This window comes from Metabacillus sp. KJ11-3, from assembly GCF_055808295.1.
This window is the reverse complement of sequence record NZ_CM147865.1, coordinates 2,040,304-2,055,758: the sequence shown is the minus strand read 5'-3', so window position 1 is coordinate 2,055,758 and position 15,455 is coordinate 2,040,304. Positions and strand designations below refer to the sequence as shown.

Annotated in this window: 13 protein-coding genes and 2 pseudogenes; 1 reads left to right on the top strand and 14 read right to left on the bottom strand. The window is 36.6% G+C overall.

The window, feature by feature from the left end:
* Positions 1-55 precede the first annotated feature (55 nt).
* From AC0L8O_RS10445 to AC0L8O_RS10425, 5 genes and pseudogenes are all read right to left on the bottom strand, one after another.
* A pseudogene (locus AC0L8O_RS10445) lies at positions 56-890 on the bottom strand (SPL family radical SAM protein).
* A gap of 387 nt (positions 891-1,277) precedes the next feature.
* Positions 1,278-2,564 (bottom strand): CitMHS family transporter, encoded by a 1,287-nt coding sequence (locus tag AC0L8O_RS10440; protein WP_473447915.1) that lies wholly within the window; start codon positions 2,562-2,564, stop codon positions 1,278-1,280.
* A gap of 49 nt (positions 2,565-2,613) precedes the next feature.
* Positions 2,614-2,940, bottom strand: coding sequence for an AtuA-related protein (locus AC0L8O_RS10435; protein WP_473447913.1), 327 nt, complete (start codon positions 2,938-2,940; stop codon positions 2,614-2,616).
* Positions 2,912-4,249, bottom strand: coding sequence for an acyclic terpene utilization AtuA family protein (locus tag AC0L8O_RS10430; RefSeq protein WP_473447911.1), 1,338 nt, complete (start codon positions 4,247-4,249; stop codon positions 2,912-2,914). The genes AC0L8O_RS10435 and AC0L8O_RS10430 overlap by 29 nt, the downstream gene beginning before the upstream one ends.
* Before the next feature lie 268 nt (positions 4,250-4,517).
* Complete coding sequence (locus tag AC0L8O_RS10425) at positions 4,518-5,921, bottom strand: sigma-54 interaction domain-containing protein (RefSeq protein ID WP_473447909.1); 1,404 nt, start codon at positions 5,919-5,921, stop codon at positions 4,518-4,520.
* 241 nt (positions 5,922-6,162) lie between these two features.
* On the opposite strand from AC0L8O_RS10425, the gene AC0L8O_RS10420 reads away from it, so the two are divergent.
* A complete protein-coding gene (locus AC0L8O_RS10420) occupies positions 6,163-7,275 on the top strand; it encodes a chitobiase/beta-hexosaminidase C-terminal domain-containing protein (RefSeq protein ID WP_473447907.1) in 1,113 nt (370 codons plus the stop codon).
* 300 nt (positions 7,276-7,575) lie between these two features.
* Here the strand turns inward: AC0L8O_RS10420 and AC0L8O_RS10415 are convergent, their stop codons facing one another.
* The 9 genes and pseudogenes from AC0L8O_RS10415 to AC0L8O_RS10375 all read right to left on the bottom strand — a co-directional run bounded on the left by AC0L8O_RS10415 (position 7,576) and on the right by AC0L8O_RS10375 (position 15,380).
* Positions 7,576-8,253: a DUF1129 family protein gene (locus AC0L8O_RS10415; protein WP_473447905.1), complete on the bottom strand. Its 678-nt coding sequence runs from the start codon at positions 8,251-8,253 to the stop codon at positions 7,576-7,578.
* Positions 8,250-8,582, bottom strand: a complete 333-nt coding sequence (locus tag AC0L8O_RS10410) for a PadR family transcriptional regulator (protein ID WP_473447903.1) — start codon at positions 8,580-8,582, stop codon at positions 8,250-8,252. The genes AC0L8O_RS10415 and AC0L8O_RS10410 overlap by 4 nt, the downstream gene beginning before the upstream one ends.
* A 183-nt stretch (positions 8,583-8,765) precedes the next feature.
* A pseudogene (locus AC0L8O_RS10405) lies at positions 8,766-10,630 on the bottom strand (ABC transporter permease).
* On the bottom strand, positions 10,605-11,369 hold the full coding sequence (locus AC0L8O_RS10400; protein ID WP_473447901.1) for an ABC transporter ATP-binding protein: 765 nt from the start codon (positions 11,367-11,369) through the stop codon (positions 10,605-10,607). The pseudogene AC0L8O_RS10405 and the gene AC0L8O_RS10400 overlap by 26 nt, the downstream one beginning before the upstream one ends.
* Positions 11,370-11,456: 87 nt before the next feature.
* Entirely contained in the window at positions 11,457-12,458 is a 1,002-nt protein-coding gene (locus AC0L8O_RS10395) for a sensor histidine kinase (RefSeq protein WP_473447899.1), read from the bottom strand.
* Positions 12,455-13,159: a response regulator gene (locus AC0L8O_RS10390; protein ID WP_473447897.1), complete on the bottom strand. Its 705-nt coding sequence runs from the start codon at positions 13,157-13,159 to the stop codon at positions 12,455-12,457. The genes AC0L8O_RS10395 and AC0L8O_RS10390 overlap by 4 nt, the downstream gene beginning before the upstream one ends.
* Positions 13,160-13,331: 172 nt before the next feature.
* A complete protein-coding gene (gene mscL, locus AC0L8O_RS10385) occupies positions 13,332-13,712 on the bottom strand; it encodes a large conductance mechanosensitive channel protein MscL (RefSeq protein ID WP_473447895.1) in 381 nt (126 codons plus the stop codon).
* 88 nt (positions 13,713-13,800) lie between these two features.
* Positions 13,801-14,565 (bottom strand): HEAT repeat domain-containing protein, encoded by a 765-nt coding sequence (locus tag AC0L8O_RS10380; protein ID WP_473447892.1) that lies wholly within the window; start codon positions 14,563-14,565, stop codon positions 13,801-13,803.
* Between the two features lie 161 nt (positions 14,566-14,726).
* Positions 14,727-15,380, bottom strand: a complete 654-nt coding sequence (locus AC0L8O_RS10375) for a YdeI/OmpD-associated family protein (RefSeq protein WP_473447890.1) — start codon at positions 15,378-15,380, stop codon at positions 14,727-14,729.
* Positions 15,381-15,455 lie beyond the last annotated feature (75 nt).

The window sequence follows — 15,455 nt, the reverse complement described above, 5'->3', positions numbered from 1 at the left end:
AGGAGTTAAAAATAGTATCCAATTTAATAAATAAACGTTTAAATAGATACAGCACTTAGTTAAAAAACGCTTCATTTTTAGAAACTCTAACCCTATCACGTGGAAAGTATTTTTTAAAATATTTTTCCACGGCTACGTGAATATCTTTCCGGTACCATTTAGATAGACCGTGTTCCTCAAATAAAGTCGGCATCCCTAATTTCTCTGAACGTTTTCCCATTGAACCATCGCCAATACTCAATGTATCAATCCAAATATGATCTGCCTTGTCTTGTAAAACTTTTGGAAAATCAGGTGTAAAGGGTAATACAGGAGAAATGGATGCTTGTGTTGATATTCCTGCGTCACGAAGTTGTTTCATAACGTTTAACCTCAATGTTATTCCGGGTGCGTATGGGGCAAATAACCTTTTGATATCTTCCCGATCTGTTTCAATCGTCATTGATACAAGAACATTGCATTTCTCTTTTAATATAACGAGCAAATCAATATCCCTCTTGATGAGAGGGCTTCGTGTTTGAATTTGGATAAAATCTGGTGGATGGTCAATCATTTCTTCTAGAAGCCTTGCGGGTGATGGTTGCTTTCCGTTCAATTGGTTGGTATGGGTCTGTGGCTGAAGACATAAAAATGTTCACCAGCTTTGCTTTTTTGCGAAGTCTCAGTATTTCTTTTCGGTAATTTTCTGCTGCATTTGTTTTTATATCCACCCATTCGCCCCAGGGTATGTCTTTGAATCGTTGAATAGGCATTTCTCGAACATAACAGTATAAACAGGAAAAACCGCAGCCGCTGTATGGATTTAATGAATGTGTAAATCCAACATCTAAATATCCCTTTGCTTCCGTTAGTATTTTCTTTGCTTGTGTTTCTTTTATATGCTTGGTCATTTGATCCCTCTTGTTTTTTATTATAACTAACCATTTATTAAATCATTTTCCTTCTATATTATTTAATATAACATTGGTCGTTTTAGCTAATCCAGTCAAGAGCAGAAACCCTACTCCCTCTTTCCGGATAATTACGCCAAAAATCCAACTTTATAAGTTGGCTCAGACTGTTGACAAACGCTCGATTTCTTCGTTACTCACCTTGCTACGGTGCTCATTACCATCACTGGTAACTCCGCTCCTCACAAGGCTTCGTGCTTTGATACGCAAGCGTTAGCAATCAGTCTGAAAGGCTAGCAAATTTTACTTTGTCTACAAACTGAGCAAACTTTATAAGATGGCTAATAATAATGTATGAGAAAATATCCTTCTATTCGTACATAACAGTTAGATAACACCGATAATAACTGCCACGATCGTCATCACGATTGTTGTTCCAAATGCCCATTTGAAAATAAAGCGTTGGTGATCACCTAATTCGACTCCTGCTAAACCAATAAGGAGGAAAGTTGAGGCTGTTAATGGACTTAACGGAAATCCTGTTGTCATTTGACCCAGGATCGATGCTCTAGCCATTTCAATTGGATAGACTCCATACATTTCTGCGGATTGACTTAATACCGGTAATACTCCAAAGTAATAGGCATCCGGAGTAAAAAGAAGACTAATGGGCATGCTGATGACGGCAATTAGTATGGCCATTGATCCCCCAACACTTTCAGGAATAATATTCACCATTGCCAATGCCATTTCTTCAATCATCCCTGTTCCGCTTAGGATTCCGGTAAATATACCTGCTGCAAAAATAATAGAAATGACAGTAACCATGCCAAGTGCCTGGCTTTTAATTTGTTCTTGTTGATCATATGGTTTTGGATAATTAAGTAGTAAGGCAATCGCAAAAGCAACCATAAAGACAATGGGGAGAGGTAACCAAACTTTGACAAGAGCAACAACAGCTAATACGGTGATAGCGAGATTGATCCAAAATAGTTTAGGTCTTCTCATGCTTCTTTCTTCATCCGAGAGCTCTTGATCATAGTTATATTCCATATCCTTAATACCTAAGCGTTTTCTCTCTCTTTTCCCAAGAATATAGGAAACAAAAAGGACCCAAATAATTCCTGCAATCATGGCTGGAATGAGAGGTGTGAAAATCGCTCCAGGATCGATCTCTAATGCACTCCCAGCTCTTGCGGCTGGTCCACCCCATGGCATGATATTCATAACCCCTGCGCCCAAAGCTACAACACCGGCAAGAACTAACCGACTCATTCCCAATTTATCGTATAAAGGGAGAAGTGCAGGTATTGTAATTAAAAAAGTTGAGGCACCAGAGCCATCAAGATGAGTAACCATAGCAATAACAGCTGTTCCAACTGCAATTTTTAAAGGATCTCCCTTCACCATTTTTAATACTCTTGAAATGATAGGGTCAAATAACCCGGCATTGTTCATAACACCGAAAAATAAAATGGCAAATCCTAACATAATTCCTGTGGGAGCTACACTTAGAATACCATCTAGCATAAGTGTCCCTAACTCAGAACCAAATCCTCCTATCAAAGCAAATACTAGTGGAACAATAATTAACGCGACAATAACGGAGACCTTTTTCGTTAAAATCAAAAGCAAAAACACCATAATTGTTAAAAAACCCAATGTCGCAACCATGATTTCCCTCCTGTATTTAAGCGTTCACATCACTTTGAAGACTCCCTCCCTAACTGGGAAGAGCAATCTCCATCTCTAATAAAGCACTGCTTAAACTTTTACCATGTGTATCTAATGCGAGTGACGTTGTGACACCGCCTAGTAAACTATTTTTGCAAACAAAATTATAGGATTTAATGGAAGGTAAATCATATCGGATCACATCACCATGGAAAATATCCTGTAAATGTTCTTTTACTCTTTTTGCTGTTATCTCTTGACCGATCCATTCATAGTCACTTTCATTGTAAGGAATCAAGGATAAGTTGGATGTATTTCCCTTATCACCAGCTCTGCTATGTGCTACTTTATAGAGTTTGATTGATTTCCCATTCATTTTTTAATACCTCCGTTTTCACATTTTTATCGACCCGTTCTCTTTCTAGTAACGTAGACACGACACCAACACACTCTGAAACTCTTTTTCTTGCACCTCCACCTCCATATGGCCCGTTTGTATAGAGTGCTTCCACTTCATTTCCTATAGAAATGGCATCCGTTCTTGTTGGGCAAAGTGCTATTGCTCGAACCCTCACTTCATAAGGATGTTCATTCCCGAAATTTGTTCTATGAACAGAGGAAAGTCCGATTAGGTCAACCCTTAAATCCTGAATTGTGCTAGAAAGTCTTTTTCTTAAAATTTCTTCAGCCATCCTGCCTCTTTCCACAGATGTCGTGCCTGCATAGGAAATTTCTCCTTCTCCTATATATCCTGCATGATAACCAATTGAAACTTTATAAGAATCAGGTTTTTTTCTCCCGCTACCTCCTGTGACCATTACTTTGTTTTTTTCAAGTTGAGTTAGCGTTACATTGGAAAAGTCTGCAGTTACATCAGGTGTCAGGTATTGACTTGGATTATGAACCTCATATAGTAATTGTTCCTTAACTGTTCGTACGTTCACAATTCCACCTGAATGTGGGGTTTTCATAATAATGCCTGTGCCATCTCGATCAATGCTGGCATAAGGGAATCCCAACTCAGCTAACCCATCAACTTCCTTTTCTCCTATATCAGCGAAATACCCCCCTGTAATTTGGCCTGCACATTCAAGCAAATGCCCAATGACAGTCCCTTGACCTAATCGTTCATAGTCCTCAAGGGACCAGTTGTAGTGGTGAATCATTGGTGCAAGGAATAAAGATGGATCAGCCACCCGACCTGTTATAATAATATCTGCATCTGTTTTCAATGCCGGGAGAAGTGCCTCTGCCCCAAGATATGCATTGGCAGAGATCACTTTGTAATCTTTTAGTTTATGATTGTTTTCAAGAACATCGTTTTCACTATCAAGCTCTAGGATTACATCATCACCTGTTACGACAGCAACCTTACAGGCAATGTCCTTTTCCCTTGAAATCTCAAGTATTTTTTTTGCACCTGCAATTGGGTTGGCCGCGCCCATATTGGTAACAATTCGAAACCGCTTCTCATTCAAAACGGTTAATAATGCTTGTAGTCGATCAACAAGCAGCGGATCATACCCCTTATTTTTATCTTTTTTCTTTTCCATTTGAGCAATAGCAATCGTTCTTTCTGCTAAACACTCTAACACTAAATAATCTAAGTCTACTTTTTTAGCTAGTTCAACCGCAGGTTCCAGCCTGTCACCTGAAAATCCAGCTCCACTACCTATTTTTAACACATCTCTCACCTCTCATATGACTAAAAGGTATTTGTTACCGCACAACTTCCTACTCTCCTTAATATATGTTGGAACAATCTTCCCTTCTTCATAATAAGTAATGCAATTTTTATGCCAAAATAAAAAACGCCTGATTGTAAGCGTTTTATAAATAGGTTTCTAATTTTTTAGAATCATAACAAATGTAAAACTTCTTTTTTGTTAACTTAGCATAGACTGTTCCTTGTATTCTAAACTTTTAGAATACAGTATCCACATTTCTAATTTTTTAGAAATCACCAATATGATATTTTTTCATTTTGTTATAAAGAGTAGCTAAAGACACTCCTAATACTTTGGCAGCTTTTTTCTTATCGTCGAGTTCTGATCCTTGTTTTTTCAACACCTCTATGATTACGTTTCGTTCAGTCTCTTCAACAGCCTGTTTTAACAAATAACTTGTCTGCTCATTTGATTTATATATCGTACCACTATGGAAATTATTTGGTAAATGCTCTGGTAAAATTATGTTTGTATCTGTCATACAAACAGCAAAATCAATCGTATTTTTTAATTCGCGAACGTTTCCTATCCAATCATATGCTTGAAAAATAGCAAGAGTTGACTCATGTAACTCATAAGATTGTTCTTTTTCAGAATGGATGGCATGTTTATTCAAAATAAACTCCACAATATCGGGAATATCTTGTTTTCTCTTTCGAAGCGGGAGGATCTCGAGGTGTAAGACATTTAGCCGATAATACAAGTCTTCACGAAAACGTTTTTTCTCGATCAGTTGGTGAAGATCACGATTAGTCGCAGCAATTATGCGGACATCAATTTGTCTTTCACCCGCTTCCCCTACACGCCGAAGCGTATTTTCCTGTAAAACGCGAAGAAGCTTTGCCTGTAAATCGTATGATAATTCTCCTATTTCATCTAAAAAGATTGTTCCGGAGTTAGCGATTTCAAAAAGTCCCAGCTTTCCACCTTTTTTCGCACTTGTAAAGGTACCTTCCGCATATCCAAATAACTCACTTTCAATTAGTGAAGCAGGAATCGAGGCACAGTTCACTGGAATAAACGGGCGATCAGCACGCGGACTGGCATTATGTATAGCTTGAGCAAAGAGTTCTTTTCCTGTTCCACTCTCGCCAACAATTAAAACCGGTAAGTTTGAGCTCGCCGCTTTTTTTCCTAAGTAAGCAGCATCCTTTAGGCCACCATCAGTACCGATAATCTGTTCAAATGTGTATTTCGCTTGATATAAAGTCCCCATCCTCTCTTTCAATTGTGATAGTTTTTGCTTATTTTTCTCCAGTTCCTTTGAAAGTGTATGTACCTCCGTTAATCCTTTACAAATCGAAACAGCTCCAATCATTTCATCGTGTAATAGAATTGGTGCCATATCAACTACATATTCTACATTTCCCTCTTTTCGATAAACACCGATTCGTTCTTTACCGTCTTTAAGGGTTTCAGCAAGTTGAGCCTTTGGGCGGACAACTCGAAGTGGTTTTCCAATGATGTCTTTTGGCTTTACTCCTGTAATTCGCGTATATTCCGGATTAATTAATCGAACAATTTCTTTAGAATCTATGACAAGTACTCCATCATGAATCGAATAAATCGCAGCTTTATACCACTCTAATTGATCTTCTATCGAAAGCCCTTTAAAGTTTTCGTAAGACAATGCCCAACCTCCTCCTAAACTTGAATTTAAATTTTCATAGAAACAAAAATATTTTTCTATATGATTGACCCTTATTTTAACAGGAAAAATCTACTTTTTTCATTTGAAAGTGTAAAAGATTGATATTGACAGCTTAATTTTTTTCGTAATAATATGTAAGCGTTAACAAAAATGTTCCTGAAATTTTCTAGACCTGCTTTCACACTTTCTGTTTATTAAACTGAGCTTGGAGGGAATTTATGTGTTAAATAACAAAGTAAAGGTATTCATACGTAGTTTGCTTCTCACACTTTCTTTGATCTTTCTATTCACCTTACCTGCATTTGCTAGTAACGGCAACAATAACGGAAAAGTCCAACCACCTACTTCATCTCATGAACCAGGCCAGTATTACAAGGAACAGCAAATAACATTAAAAAGCAACACTCCCGGCACTAAAATTTACTATACAGTAGATGGTAGTACACCTACGATAAAAAGCAAATTGTATACAGCTCCTATTACAGTCAATGAAGATGTAATGATTAAAGCTTTTGCTGTGCGCGGAAATGTGAACGATCATGCCCTTACCAAAAGTTACGGAAAAATTAGCAGTGAGGTGGTAACATTGACTTATGACTTTGTTAATAGACAAGAAATAGCCGATCAGTTTTTGACACTTGAATATCAAAACATGCCATATCGTTTATATGTCCCGGAAAATTATGAACCAAATGTATCTTATCCACTCGTTTTATTTCTTCACGGAGGTGGAGAACGTGGTGATGACAATGAAAAGCAATTGCTGGCAAATGATGGTGCGGTGATATGGGCAGCACCAGAAAATCAAGCAAAACATCATGCCTTTGTACTGGCACCTCAGGCTAGAAATCAACATGATGGAGGTTTCGGAATCACACGAAATTCAGATAATGTTATCGATTTAGCTAGAGTATTTGAATTCTCTAAGGATTTAGGAACAGCTTATAACATCCTTCAAAAAGTCATACAAGAATACAATATTGATCCTAATCGACTGTATTCTACAGGACTTTCACAGGGTGGTTACGGAACTTTTAATTTAAATGTAGCATATCCGGACCTTTTCGCGGCCATGGTACCAATTGCCGGTGGTGGGAATCCGGAAGAAGTCCATGTATTAAAGGACAAACCACTATGGGCGTTTCATGCTGAAGATGATGCTGTAATCCCAGTTTCCTACACGAGAAATGCGATTGAAGCGATCAATGAAGCTGGTGGAAATCCTATTTACACAGAATATCCAACGGAACTAGGCTATAATCATGGATCATGGGTCCCTGCTTATGACAACAAAGAAATGATCGATTGGATGTTTAGTCAGGTTAAACGTTGACTAAAAAAAGTGTCTGATGCTTTATTACTAGGTATCAGACACTTTTTTTAAGGCTGTTTTCGCAAACATTGTTGCTTTGTAATAAGTGTAGAGGTTGTTGATTTGAGCTCCAGGTTACTCGCTTTCCGTGGGGTGGGCGGTGAGCCTCCTCAACGCTTTGCGTCTGCGGGGTCTCACTTGTCCCACAGCTCCCACAGGAGTCTCGCATATCCGTTCAAATCAACCCTATTTAGTTTTTTCAAGTACTTATTAAAAACAACAATCTTTTAGAAAAGAGCCTTTTTCAATTAAAAAACGAGTTTATGAATTCACTCGACCAATCAATTTACTTAACACGACCAAAATGAATCCAGTGATGAAATACACCCACCACTCTACCTGAACCTCAGGGCCAAAGTCCGGAAGAATCCAGGTGAAAAGCATGATGATTGCAAATGATCCACCACCTAATAAGCCTGCTTTCCACATTGTATTGCGGGTTTGCTTTTTATTTTGTGTGAAAAGTGTTGAGCGAATTAGTTTAAAAAATACAATGATGCCAAAATACGTCATGGCCAATATGATCAAGATAAGCCCCACACTATTTCCAAGCGATAAACTTTGGGGGATTTGTATAAAATAAGGCAAAATTAGTTGTCCGAGCCCGTATATGAAGCCGAATAATCCGAGCAAATTGAAAACTTGTGAGATGACGAAAGGAAAAACATAGCGTTTCTTTTCTTCAGGTAGTGAAGCTATTAGTTCTTCCGCATACTCTTTTGGGTTTGAGCCGAACAAGGTTGTTGCGTCTTTTCCATTTTCCTGAGCTTCTAATAGATGATCTAAAATATCCATTAGAAGTTCCTCACTTTCATATTCGGCTATTCGTAATTCTGTTCGCATATAGATCAAAAAATCTTCATAAAGTTGTTTATTCTCATCGGTCAATAACTCACGTTTTTCATTATTTTCATGAATTAACTGTTTTGCACTTCTCATTCTTTTTCACCTCTATTTAATAAATTGTTAACTGAATTGGTTATAAGTGACCATTCATTTGTAATCCGTTCCAATTCCTCTTCTCCTTCTTCGGTTAAAAAATAATATTTCCGATTAGGCCCTGATGGAGATTTTTTCATTTCACTTCGTATGTATCCGTTTTTTTGAAGCCGAAGTAACACCGGGTAAATTGTTCCTTCACTAATATCAGGCAATCCCGCATGTTGTAATTTTTGTGATAGCTCATACCCATATACAGCTTGATTTTTTACTATTGCCATCACACATGCATCGAGAACTCCTTTTAATAATTGACTTCGTATTGACATCACATCACCTCACTATCTTGTTTTACAAGATACCAGACTAAAAAGTTAGCTATTTTGCATTGCAAAGTAGCTAAGATCATCATAATGGAAATTCTCATTCATTTCAACAAAAAATGGAAATTATTTTTGGAAGATAAAAAATGAAACTTCTCTTTAATCCGAGAAGTTTCAAAAAAAGTATGATCAAAGCACGCTTTTAACCTGCTTCGTATAAAAAAAGCGAACAATGAAAAAGTATACAATTTGTATCGCTAAGAATACACCTAATACCGTTACAGACTGTTTCACAAGATTAAAATAAAACATGTTAGACAATGCTGTAAGTGCAACCGCTCCATGAATGAGTGCGACAACTATTGGTGCGAAGAAAAGGATCGCCGTTTGCCTAGTCAGCACATTCTTTAACTCTTTTTCAGTTAAGCCTATTTTTGAAATGGCTTTGAACTTTTGTTTGTCTTCATCTAAGTCAGCATAAAGACGGAAATACAGGAAGCTGCCCGCAGAAACGAAAAAGACAATTCCAATAAACAGTCCGACAAACATTACAAGTCCAAAAGCTTTATTAATTTCATAGATTTCATACTCGACAGCAGTGAATTGATAGCGCTGCATGGCTTCTGCTAATGTTTTAGAAGCTTCTAATATGTGTTCTTCACCTTTTGTTACCTGCCAGGCATGATACTTCTCTTCCCAAGAAAGAGTAGCTTGTAATTCTTCATAGCTTTCATCTGAGATAACATAGTAGGAGTCAGTATCAGGGAGTGCTCGTGAATAAATCACTTCCTTAGGTTTTAAGGTTTCACCTGATTTTAGTTTGATGGATTGCTTTAATAACTCTTCTGTCTTTCCGTATGTGGAATCTGTAAATTCCACAACCTTAACCTGATCTTTGTCGATCTCAATCGTTTCTTCCCCGATCAAGGTCGCAAAACGATTAAACTCAGATTCACTTGCAATAAGATTGATATCTTCCCCTACTTCATAATAGCGAAGCATTATTTCTTCATGATTCGCTTCCATATTTCCTTGACTAATCGTTTTGTTAATCAACGACACATCTCGTTCTTCATTATCTTCTATTACCCGATACGAAAATGTCGTAGGATTGGTATTTTTGAACGTAGACGTTAGAATGCTTTGGAAACCATAAAGTGAGCCGATCGCACTAAAGGCAACCGTTGAAACGATCGCAACCAAGAAAAAGGTTCTGGCATTGTCTTTCATACGAAACGAAAGGTCGGATAATAAAATCATATTCGTTTTACGCCAAAAGACATTATTTTTGTTTTTAAATGTACGGATAATATAAACACTTAATTGGGTAAATAGTAAATAAGTTCCTAAAATAACCACGATAACAACTGGTAACAGAGCGGCTACTACTTGCATTCCCTCCACCATTAATGCAACAACATATCCAATTCCAATCAAAACACATGCAATAATTGTTAGGAATATATTCGCTTTCGGTTCACCTTTCGATTTCTTATTTCCTTTAATTAAGTCGATTAGTTTTCTACTGCGTAGAATATATGAGACGAATAAAGAAATAAAGAAGAATAGGATGATAAACGATACAAATGTTGCAAGAATAGCCATCATTGGAAAATAAAAGTTAAGCCCTTCTTCAATGACAAGTACATTTTCAGCAATCATCAAAATCACTTTAGCAAACACTAATCCAAAGAGAATACCGCTAATCGTGGCAAAAAAGCCAATAACCATGTTCTCGAGGAACACCATAAGACGTATTTGTCTTACTGACATACCTTGCATCATTAATAAACCAAACTCTTTTTTTCGGGTATTTAAAAATGAACTCATTGAATACAAGATAAAGAAAAAGAAAAAACATAGATGATCCCAGCTGCAATGTACATTCCAGTTTTCACATACGTATTCATTTCATTTCCGCTTAACGTTGGGTGGAAAGCAAAAATGGCAAATGTAAAAAAGACCATCACTGTAAACATACTACTTAGGAAGTAGGCGGCATATAACCGTTTATTGCGAAAAACGTTATTAAACGCGAATCTGCGAAAGGTCATTTCCATCCCCTCCCAGTAACGAAAGTGTATCAATTATTTTTTGGAAGAAAGCTTGTCGGTTATTTCCACGATGAATCTCTGAATAAAATTGTCCGTCACGAATAAAAATGACACGGTTGCAGTAGCTAGCAGCTTGTGGATCATGTGTTACGAGTAACATGGTCGTGCGTTCTGTTTGGTTAATGGATTCTAACATTTGCATCACATCTTTAGATGATTTGGAATCCAGATTACCTGTTGGTTCATCTGCAAGCAGCAGCTTCGGAACATGAATCATTGCTCTGGCAACAGCTGCCCTTTGCGCTTGACCACCTGAAATTTCATAGGTGCGTTTTTTCATTATTTGTGATATCCCTAATTTTTCAGCGATTGCATTCGCTTTTTCTTTCATCTCTATTACCTTTTTGCCATCAAGGGTTAATGGAAGGACAATATTTTCTTCTACAGTTAATGTATGAAGTAAATTAAAATCCTGAAAGACAAAGCCTAATTCGCTTCTGCGAAATTTCGCTAGTTCTTCCTTTTTCAATAGATGAGGATTTTGCCCGTTTATTAATATTTCACCTGTTGTTGGTTGATCAATTGTTGCGATCATATTTAGCAGAGTTGTTTTTCCACTTCCTGACGGACCCATTATTCCAACAAATTCACCTGATCCAATCGATAATTGAATATCGCTTAATGCCTTGTAGGCAATTTTTCCTTCATAAATTTTACTTGCGTTTTTAACTTCCAGCATCACAAGATCTCCTTTCACGTTATCTGATCTGTGATTAGTATAACGCGCAAATATTTCCATAAACTATCGATTACTCTTTCACTTTCCTTACAGTTTTGTAAGGTTTTGTGTTTCTGAGAAAATGATACGAAAAGTTGTTCCGATTCCTGCTTCTGATTCCATTTCCAATCGATGACCTAGATGATTTAATGTTTCTTTAACTAAATATAAACCCATTCCTGTTGATTCACGATATTTCCGACCATTTTCTCCTGTGAAAAATGGTTGATAGATTCGAAGCTTATCTGTATCAGGGATCCCAATTCCAAAGTCTTTTACTTCAAGAATAGCTTCCTTTTCTTTTTCATAAATGGAAATTACGATTGAATTACTTTTTCCTGCAGAATATTTAACTGCATTATTAAAGAGCTGTGAGAGAATAAAAAACAGCCACTTTTCATCTGTTTCAACTGTTATCCCTTCTCTTTCAATAACTAACTTTGGGTAAACTTGATTCCGAATATAAAATCGCTTATTTTCTCTGTTTACCTCTTGTACAACTTTTGATAATTCTACATGTTTAATATGAAAATCTTGTTCAATTGTTTTAAAACGTGCCATATAGAGAACGGTATTTAATCCTGATTTCATTCGGTCTGTTTCTTCACGAATGCTTGATGAGTCAGGTTCATCTAAGTTTTGAGCTGTTAACTCAATGACTGATAAAGGTGTTTTCATCTGGTGAACCCATTGATCCATAAACTTTCGGTGCTCTTCCTGCTGCTTTTCAATGAACTCCAGCTGACTCTGATAAAGAACATATTGCTCACGTAACACCTTGTCAAAAGCAACAGACAAAGGTGCTCTATCTGTTAACTGAAAGGTGTCATCCAGTCTTGTAAGGGGTGTTTTTAGTCGATCATAAAGCTTGCGGTGACTCATATAATGATAGACCAGATAAATAACCAGGATGAAAAAGCTGAGAAAGGCAGAATAAAAGAACAGTCTCAGATCACGAAACCCGTCAAGCCAAAAGATCGAAAGGATGACGGCCAATTGAAATGTTTGTACGAGAAGTAATAAGGAATGCTGTTTGAAAAATAACCTCATTCCTCATTCTCCTTCCACGATACATGTAAGCGATAGCCCGCACCTCGAACAGTTTCTACAACACCTTCCAGACCAATTTCCTGTAATTTTTTCCTTACTCTTGTTATATTCACATTTAGTGTATTTTCATCAATGTAGGTTTGGTCATCCCACAGTTTCTCCAGTAAATCTTCCCGTCCTGCAACACGTGGGAACCGCTCCATCAAGCTCTCTATAATATCTGATTCCTTTTTGGATAAGGAAACGGTTTTTGTCTCAAATGTTAATTCCAATCTTTCGGGAAAAAGCTTCAGTCCATTGTTTTCCAATACTCGCTCTTCTACCTTTGACGCATATTCTCCATAGGCACGGCGAAGCTGACTGCGAATTTTGGCCATGACAATTTCAGCACTAAATGGCTTCGTGATATAATCATCACCGCCATTTTCCAGCGCCATCACCTGATCCATTTCACCAATTCGGGCAGAAATAAAAATTACGGGGCATACCGATTCCTTGCGAATTTGTCTGCACCAGTAATATCCGTCAAAACTTGGCAGATTTATATCCAAAAGAACAAGTTGAGGCTTAAACTTATAGAATTCATCCATAACATGATCAAAATCAGCCACAGCAGAAACATCATAGCCGTATTTTTCAATATGTTTTTTTAGATGCTCTGATATTTTCGGATCATCTTCAACGATCATTATTTTTTGCATGCTTATCACTCCTTGGTTCTTGGTTAATTATGGCATAGAAATGAGATGAGATACAAAAGGAATTTATGTAATCAGTTGAATTAAATAGTAAAAGTCCCACCTATTTTTGTAGGCAGGACTTAAAAAATTGTTGAAACTGATCGTTTACTCTTCTTCGAATAATATGTATCTTTTAAGATTGATTATGTTTTAATAAATCACGAATCTCTGTTAACAGCTCAACATTTTTATCCACTACAGGTGCTGGCTGTGTTTCTTTTTCTTTCTTTTTGAAATACTTATTAATCATTTTTACAACGATAAAGATTGAAAAAGCTACAATGAGGAAGTCAACAACATTTTGTAAGAATAAGCCATATTTAACCTCTGCTCCTCCTACTTTTACAATCAAATTTGTTAAGTTGACTCCACCCATTAGAAGCCCAACAAGCGGCATAATGATATTATCTACAAGTGAAGAGACTATTTTTCCAAAGGCTGCTCCGATAACAACACCGACAGCCAAGTCAATAACATTTCCTTTTAGTGCAAATTTCTTAAATTCATTCCACATTATGATAATGACACCCTTCTTTGCAAAATTAACGTTATTATACTATAAATTAACATTCAAGAAAAATAACTAAGTAGTCTGAAATAAATCACGATCTATTAAATTGATTTTCAATATACAACTTTGCTTCAGCATATGTTCTCACACTAAAGTCATTATAACGAATATGTACGTCCAATATTTCCACTAGTGCCTCATCAACTAGTTCTTTGTTTTCCCATTCACGAAGAGCTTGAACAACCTTTTCTAAACAGTCCTTTTTATAACTGATTTGACCTAGTACATGAATGACCATATTTCTTACACGTTTTACTCTTTCAAACTGTACTTCCTGTAATAGTGGTAATACATCCTCAGGATGTGTTCTCCCTCTTAACTCGATTCCATGAATGACTTCTCTTCGAATTTCTGCTTCGGGATGATGGAGATACTTTTTGGCAAAGTTCAAAATGGGTATAGGGTTAACTTCGCCTATCTTTTTCAGAGAACCGATAACTGCATTTCGAACAGAATGATGTTTATCGAATAAAGCGATCTCAAACAATTCCAGCACTTTTTCTGTATCGTTCTTTCCAATTTCACCAAGGCAATTCACCATAGTTTGTCTAATTTTCTCATTTTCATTTTTCAGTAGTTGTCCAAGAGTTTGGGTGATTCTGCTTTGAAAAGAAGGATTGGCATTATATAAGCGTCCTAATATAAGATAAGTATTTTTCCGTATGTAAGTATCACGATCCGCTGCATACAAAAGAATATGATCTACTTTTTCCTCTGTAATGTCTATTAAGATATGTTCTTCCATTGTATTGTAAAATTGAACTCGTTCAGCTTTAGAAAGGTCATAATAGCCCATTCGGCCACTCCTATCAGTGTTAATTCTGTATTTCTATACAATAGCAAATGTTTACCATGAGAACAATTACTCGATCCAAAACTCACCGAAACCATAATAACATTATGTAAACTGTGAGTGAAAAGAAAGCAGGAAACCTACTTTCTTTTCTTTATATAAACTTACTGTATATTTTTGTGTGAGCCATCACAGTTCGGCATCCTTTTCGATAAGCCACAAATACAATCATTTAAACCCTTCCCTATAAGAATTCGCTCTATAGATTTCATAATTCTTGATTCACGGGTCTTAGCTTGTTTGGGTTGAGTAAAATGAAGAATATATGCTCTTTGCCGGCCCGGTGTCAATGCTTCAAAAGCAGTTTTCAAAGCTGGAAGCTCATCGAATTTCGTTTGAAGTTCTTCAGGAATAATGATCTCTTTCTTTTTTTCAACTTTTACTTCCAAGCCAGCTTTTTCAACTTCAATGGCTTCCTGAATATAAGCTTTTATAGTTGATTCCAATTCAACGATTTCTTGAAGATTTGTAAACCGAATCTGGCGGGCAGATTGTACATTTTCCGTTTGTTGAATGAGAATTTTATCTTCATCCTTTAACAAGGCACCTTTATGAAAAAGTAGTGCACAGTAATCTTTAAATCCATGTATTAGAACAATGTTTTTCCCATTCAACGTATAACAAGGATGCATCCACTTAAACTCTTCAGTCAGTTCACAGCTAAGGACAATCTCTCGAAGTTTTACAAATTCTTCCTTCCACGCTTTTGCTTCACTTAAAAAAACATCAACTTTTGGATTTAATTTACTATTGGTCATTATGCAATACCCCTTTTTAAAAATTCATCAAGTCCAATTGTCACCTCGGTTAGCAGCTTATTGAATAATTTCATA

Excerpts from the sequence above, each read along its gene's own strand:
- AC0L8O_RS10400 (WP_473447901.1), bottom strand. The coding sequence starts at position 11,369 with ATGCTGGAAGTTAAAAACGCAAGTAAAATTTATGAAGGAAAAATTGCC.
- AC0L8O_RS10395 (WP_473447899.1), bottom strand. The coding sequence starts at position 12,458 with ATGAGGTTATTTTTCAAACAGCATTCCTTATTACTTCTCGTACAAACA.
- AC0L8O_RS10415 (WP_473447905.1), bottom strand. The coding sequence starts at position 8,253 with ATGAGAAGTGCAAAACAGTTAATTCATGAAAATAATGAAAAACGTGAG.
- AC0L8O_RS10410 (WP_473447903.1), bottom strand. The coding sequence starts at position 8,582 with ATGTCAATACGAAGTCAATTATTAAAAGGAGTTCTCGATGCATGTGTG.
- mscL (WP_473447895.1), bottom strand. The coding sequence starts at position 13,712 with ATGTGGAATGAATTTAAGAAATTTGCACTAAAAGGAAATGTTATTGAC.
- AC0L8O_RS10375 (WP_473447890.1), bottom strand. The coding sequence starts at position 15,380 with ATGACCAATAGTAAATTAAATCCAAAAGTTGATGTTTTTTTAAGTGAA.
- AC0L8O_RS10390 (WP_473447897.1), bottom strand. The coding sequence starts at position 13,159 with ATGCAAAAAATAATGATCGTTGAAGATGATCCGAAAATATCAGAGCAT.
- AC0L8O_RS10435 (WP_473447913.1), bottom strand. The coding sequence starts at position 2,940 with ATGAATGGGAAATCAATCAAACTCTATAAAGTAGCACATAGCAGAGCT.
- AC0L8O_RS10380 (WP_473447892.1), bottom strand. The coding sequence starts at position 14,565 with ATGGGCTATTATGACCTTTCTAAAGCTGAACGAGTTCAATTTTACAAT.
- AC0L8O_RS10440 (WP_473447915.1), bottom strand. The coding sequence starts at position 2,564 with ATGGTTGCGACATTGGGTTTTTTAACAATTATGGTGTTTTTGCTTTTG.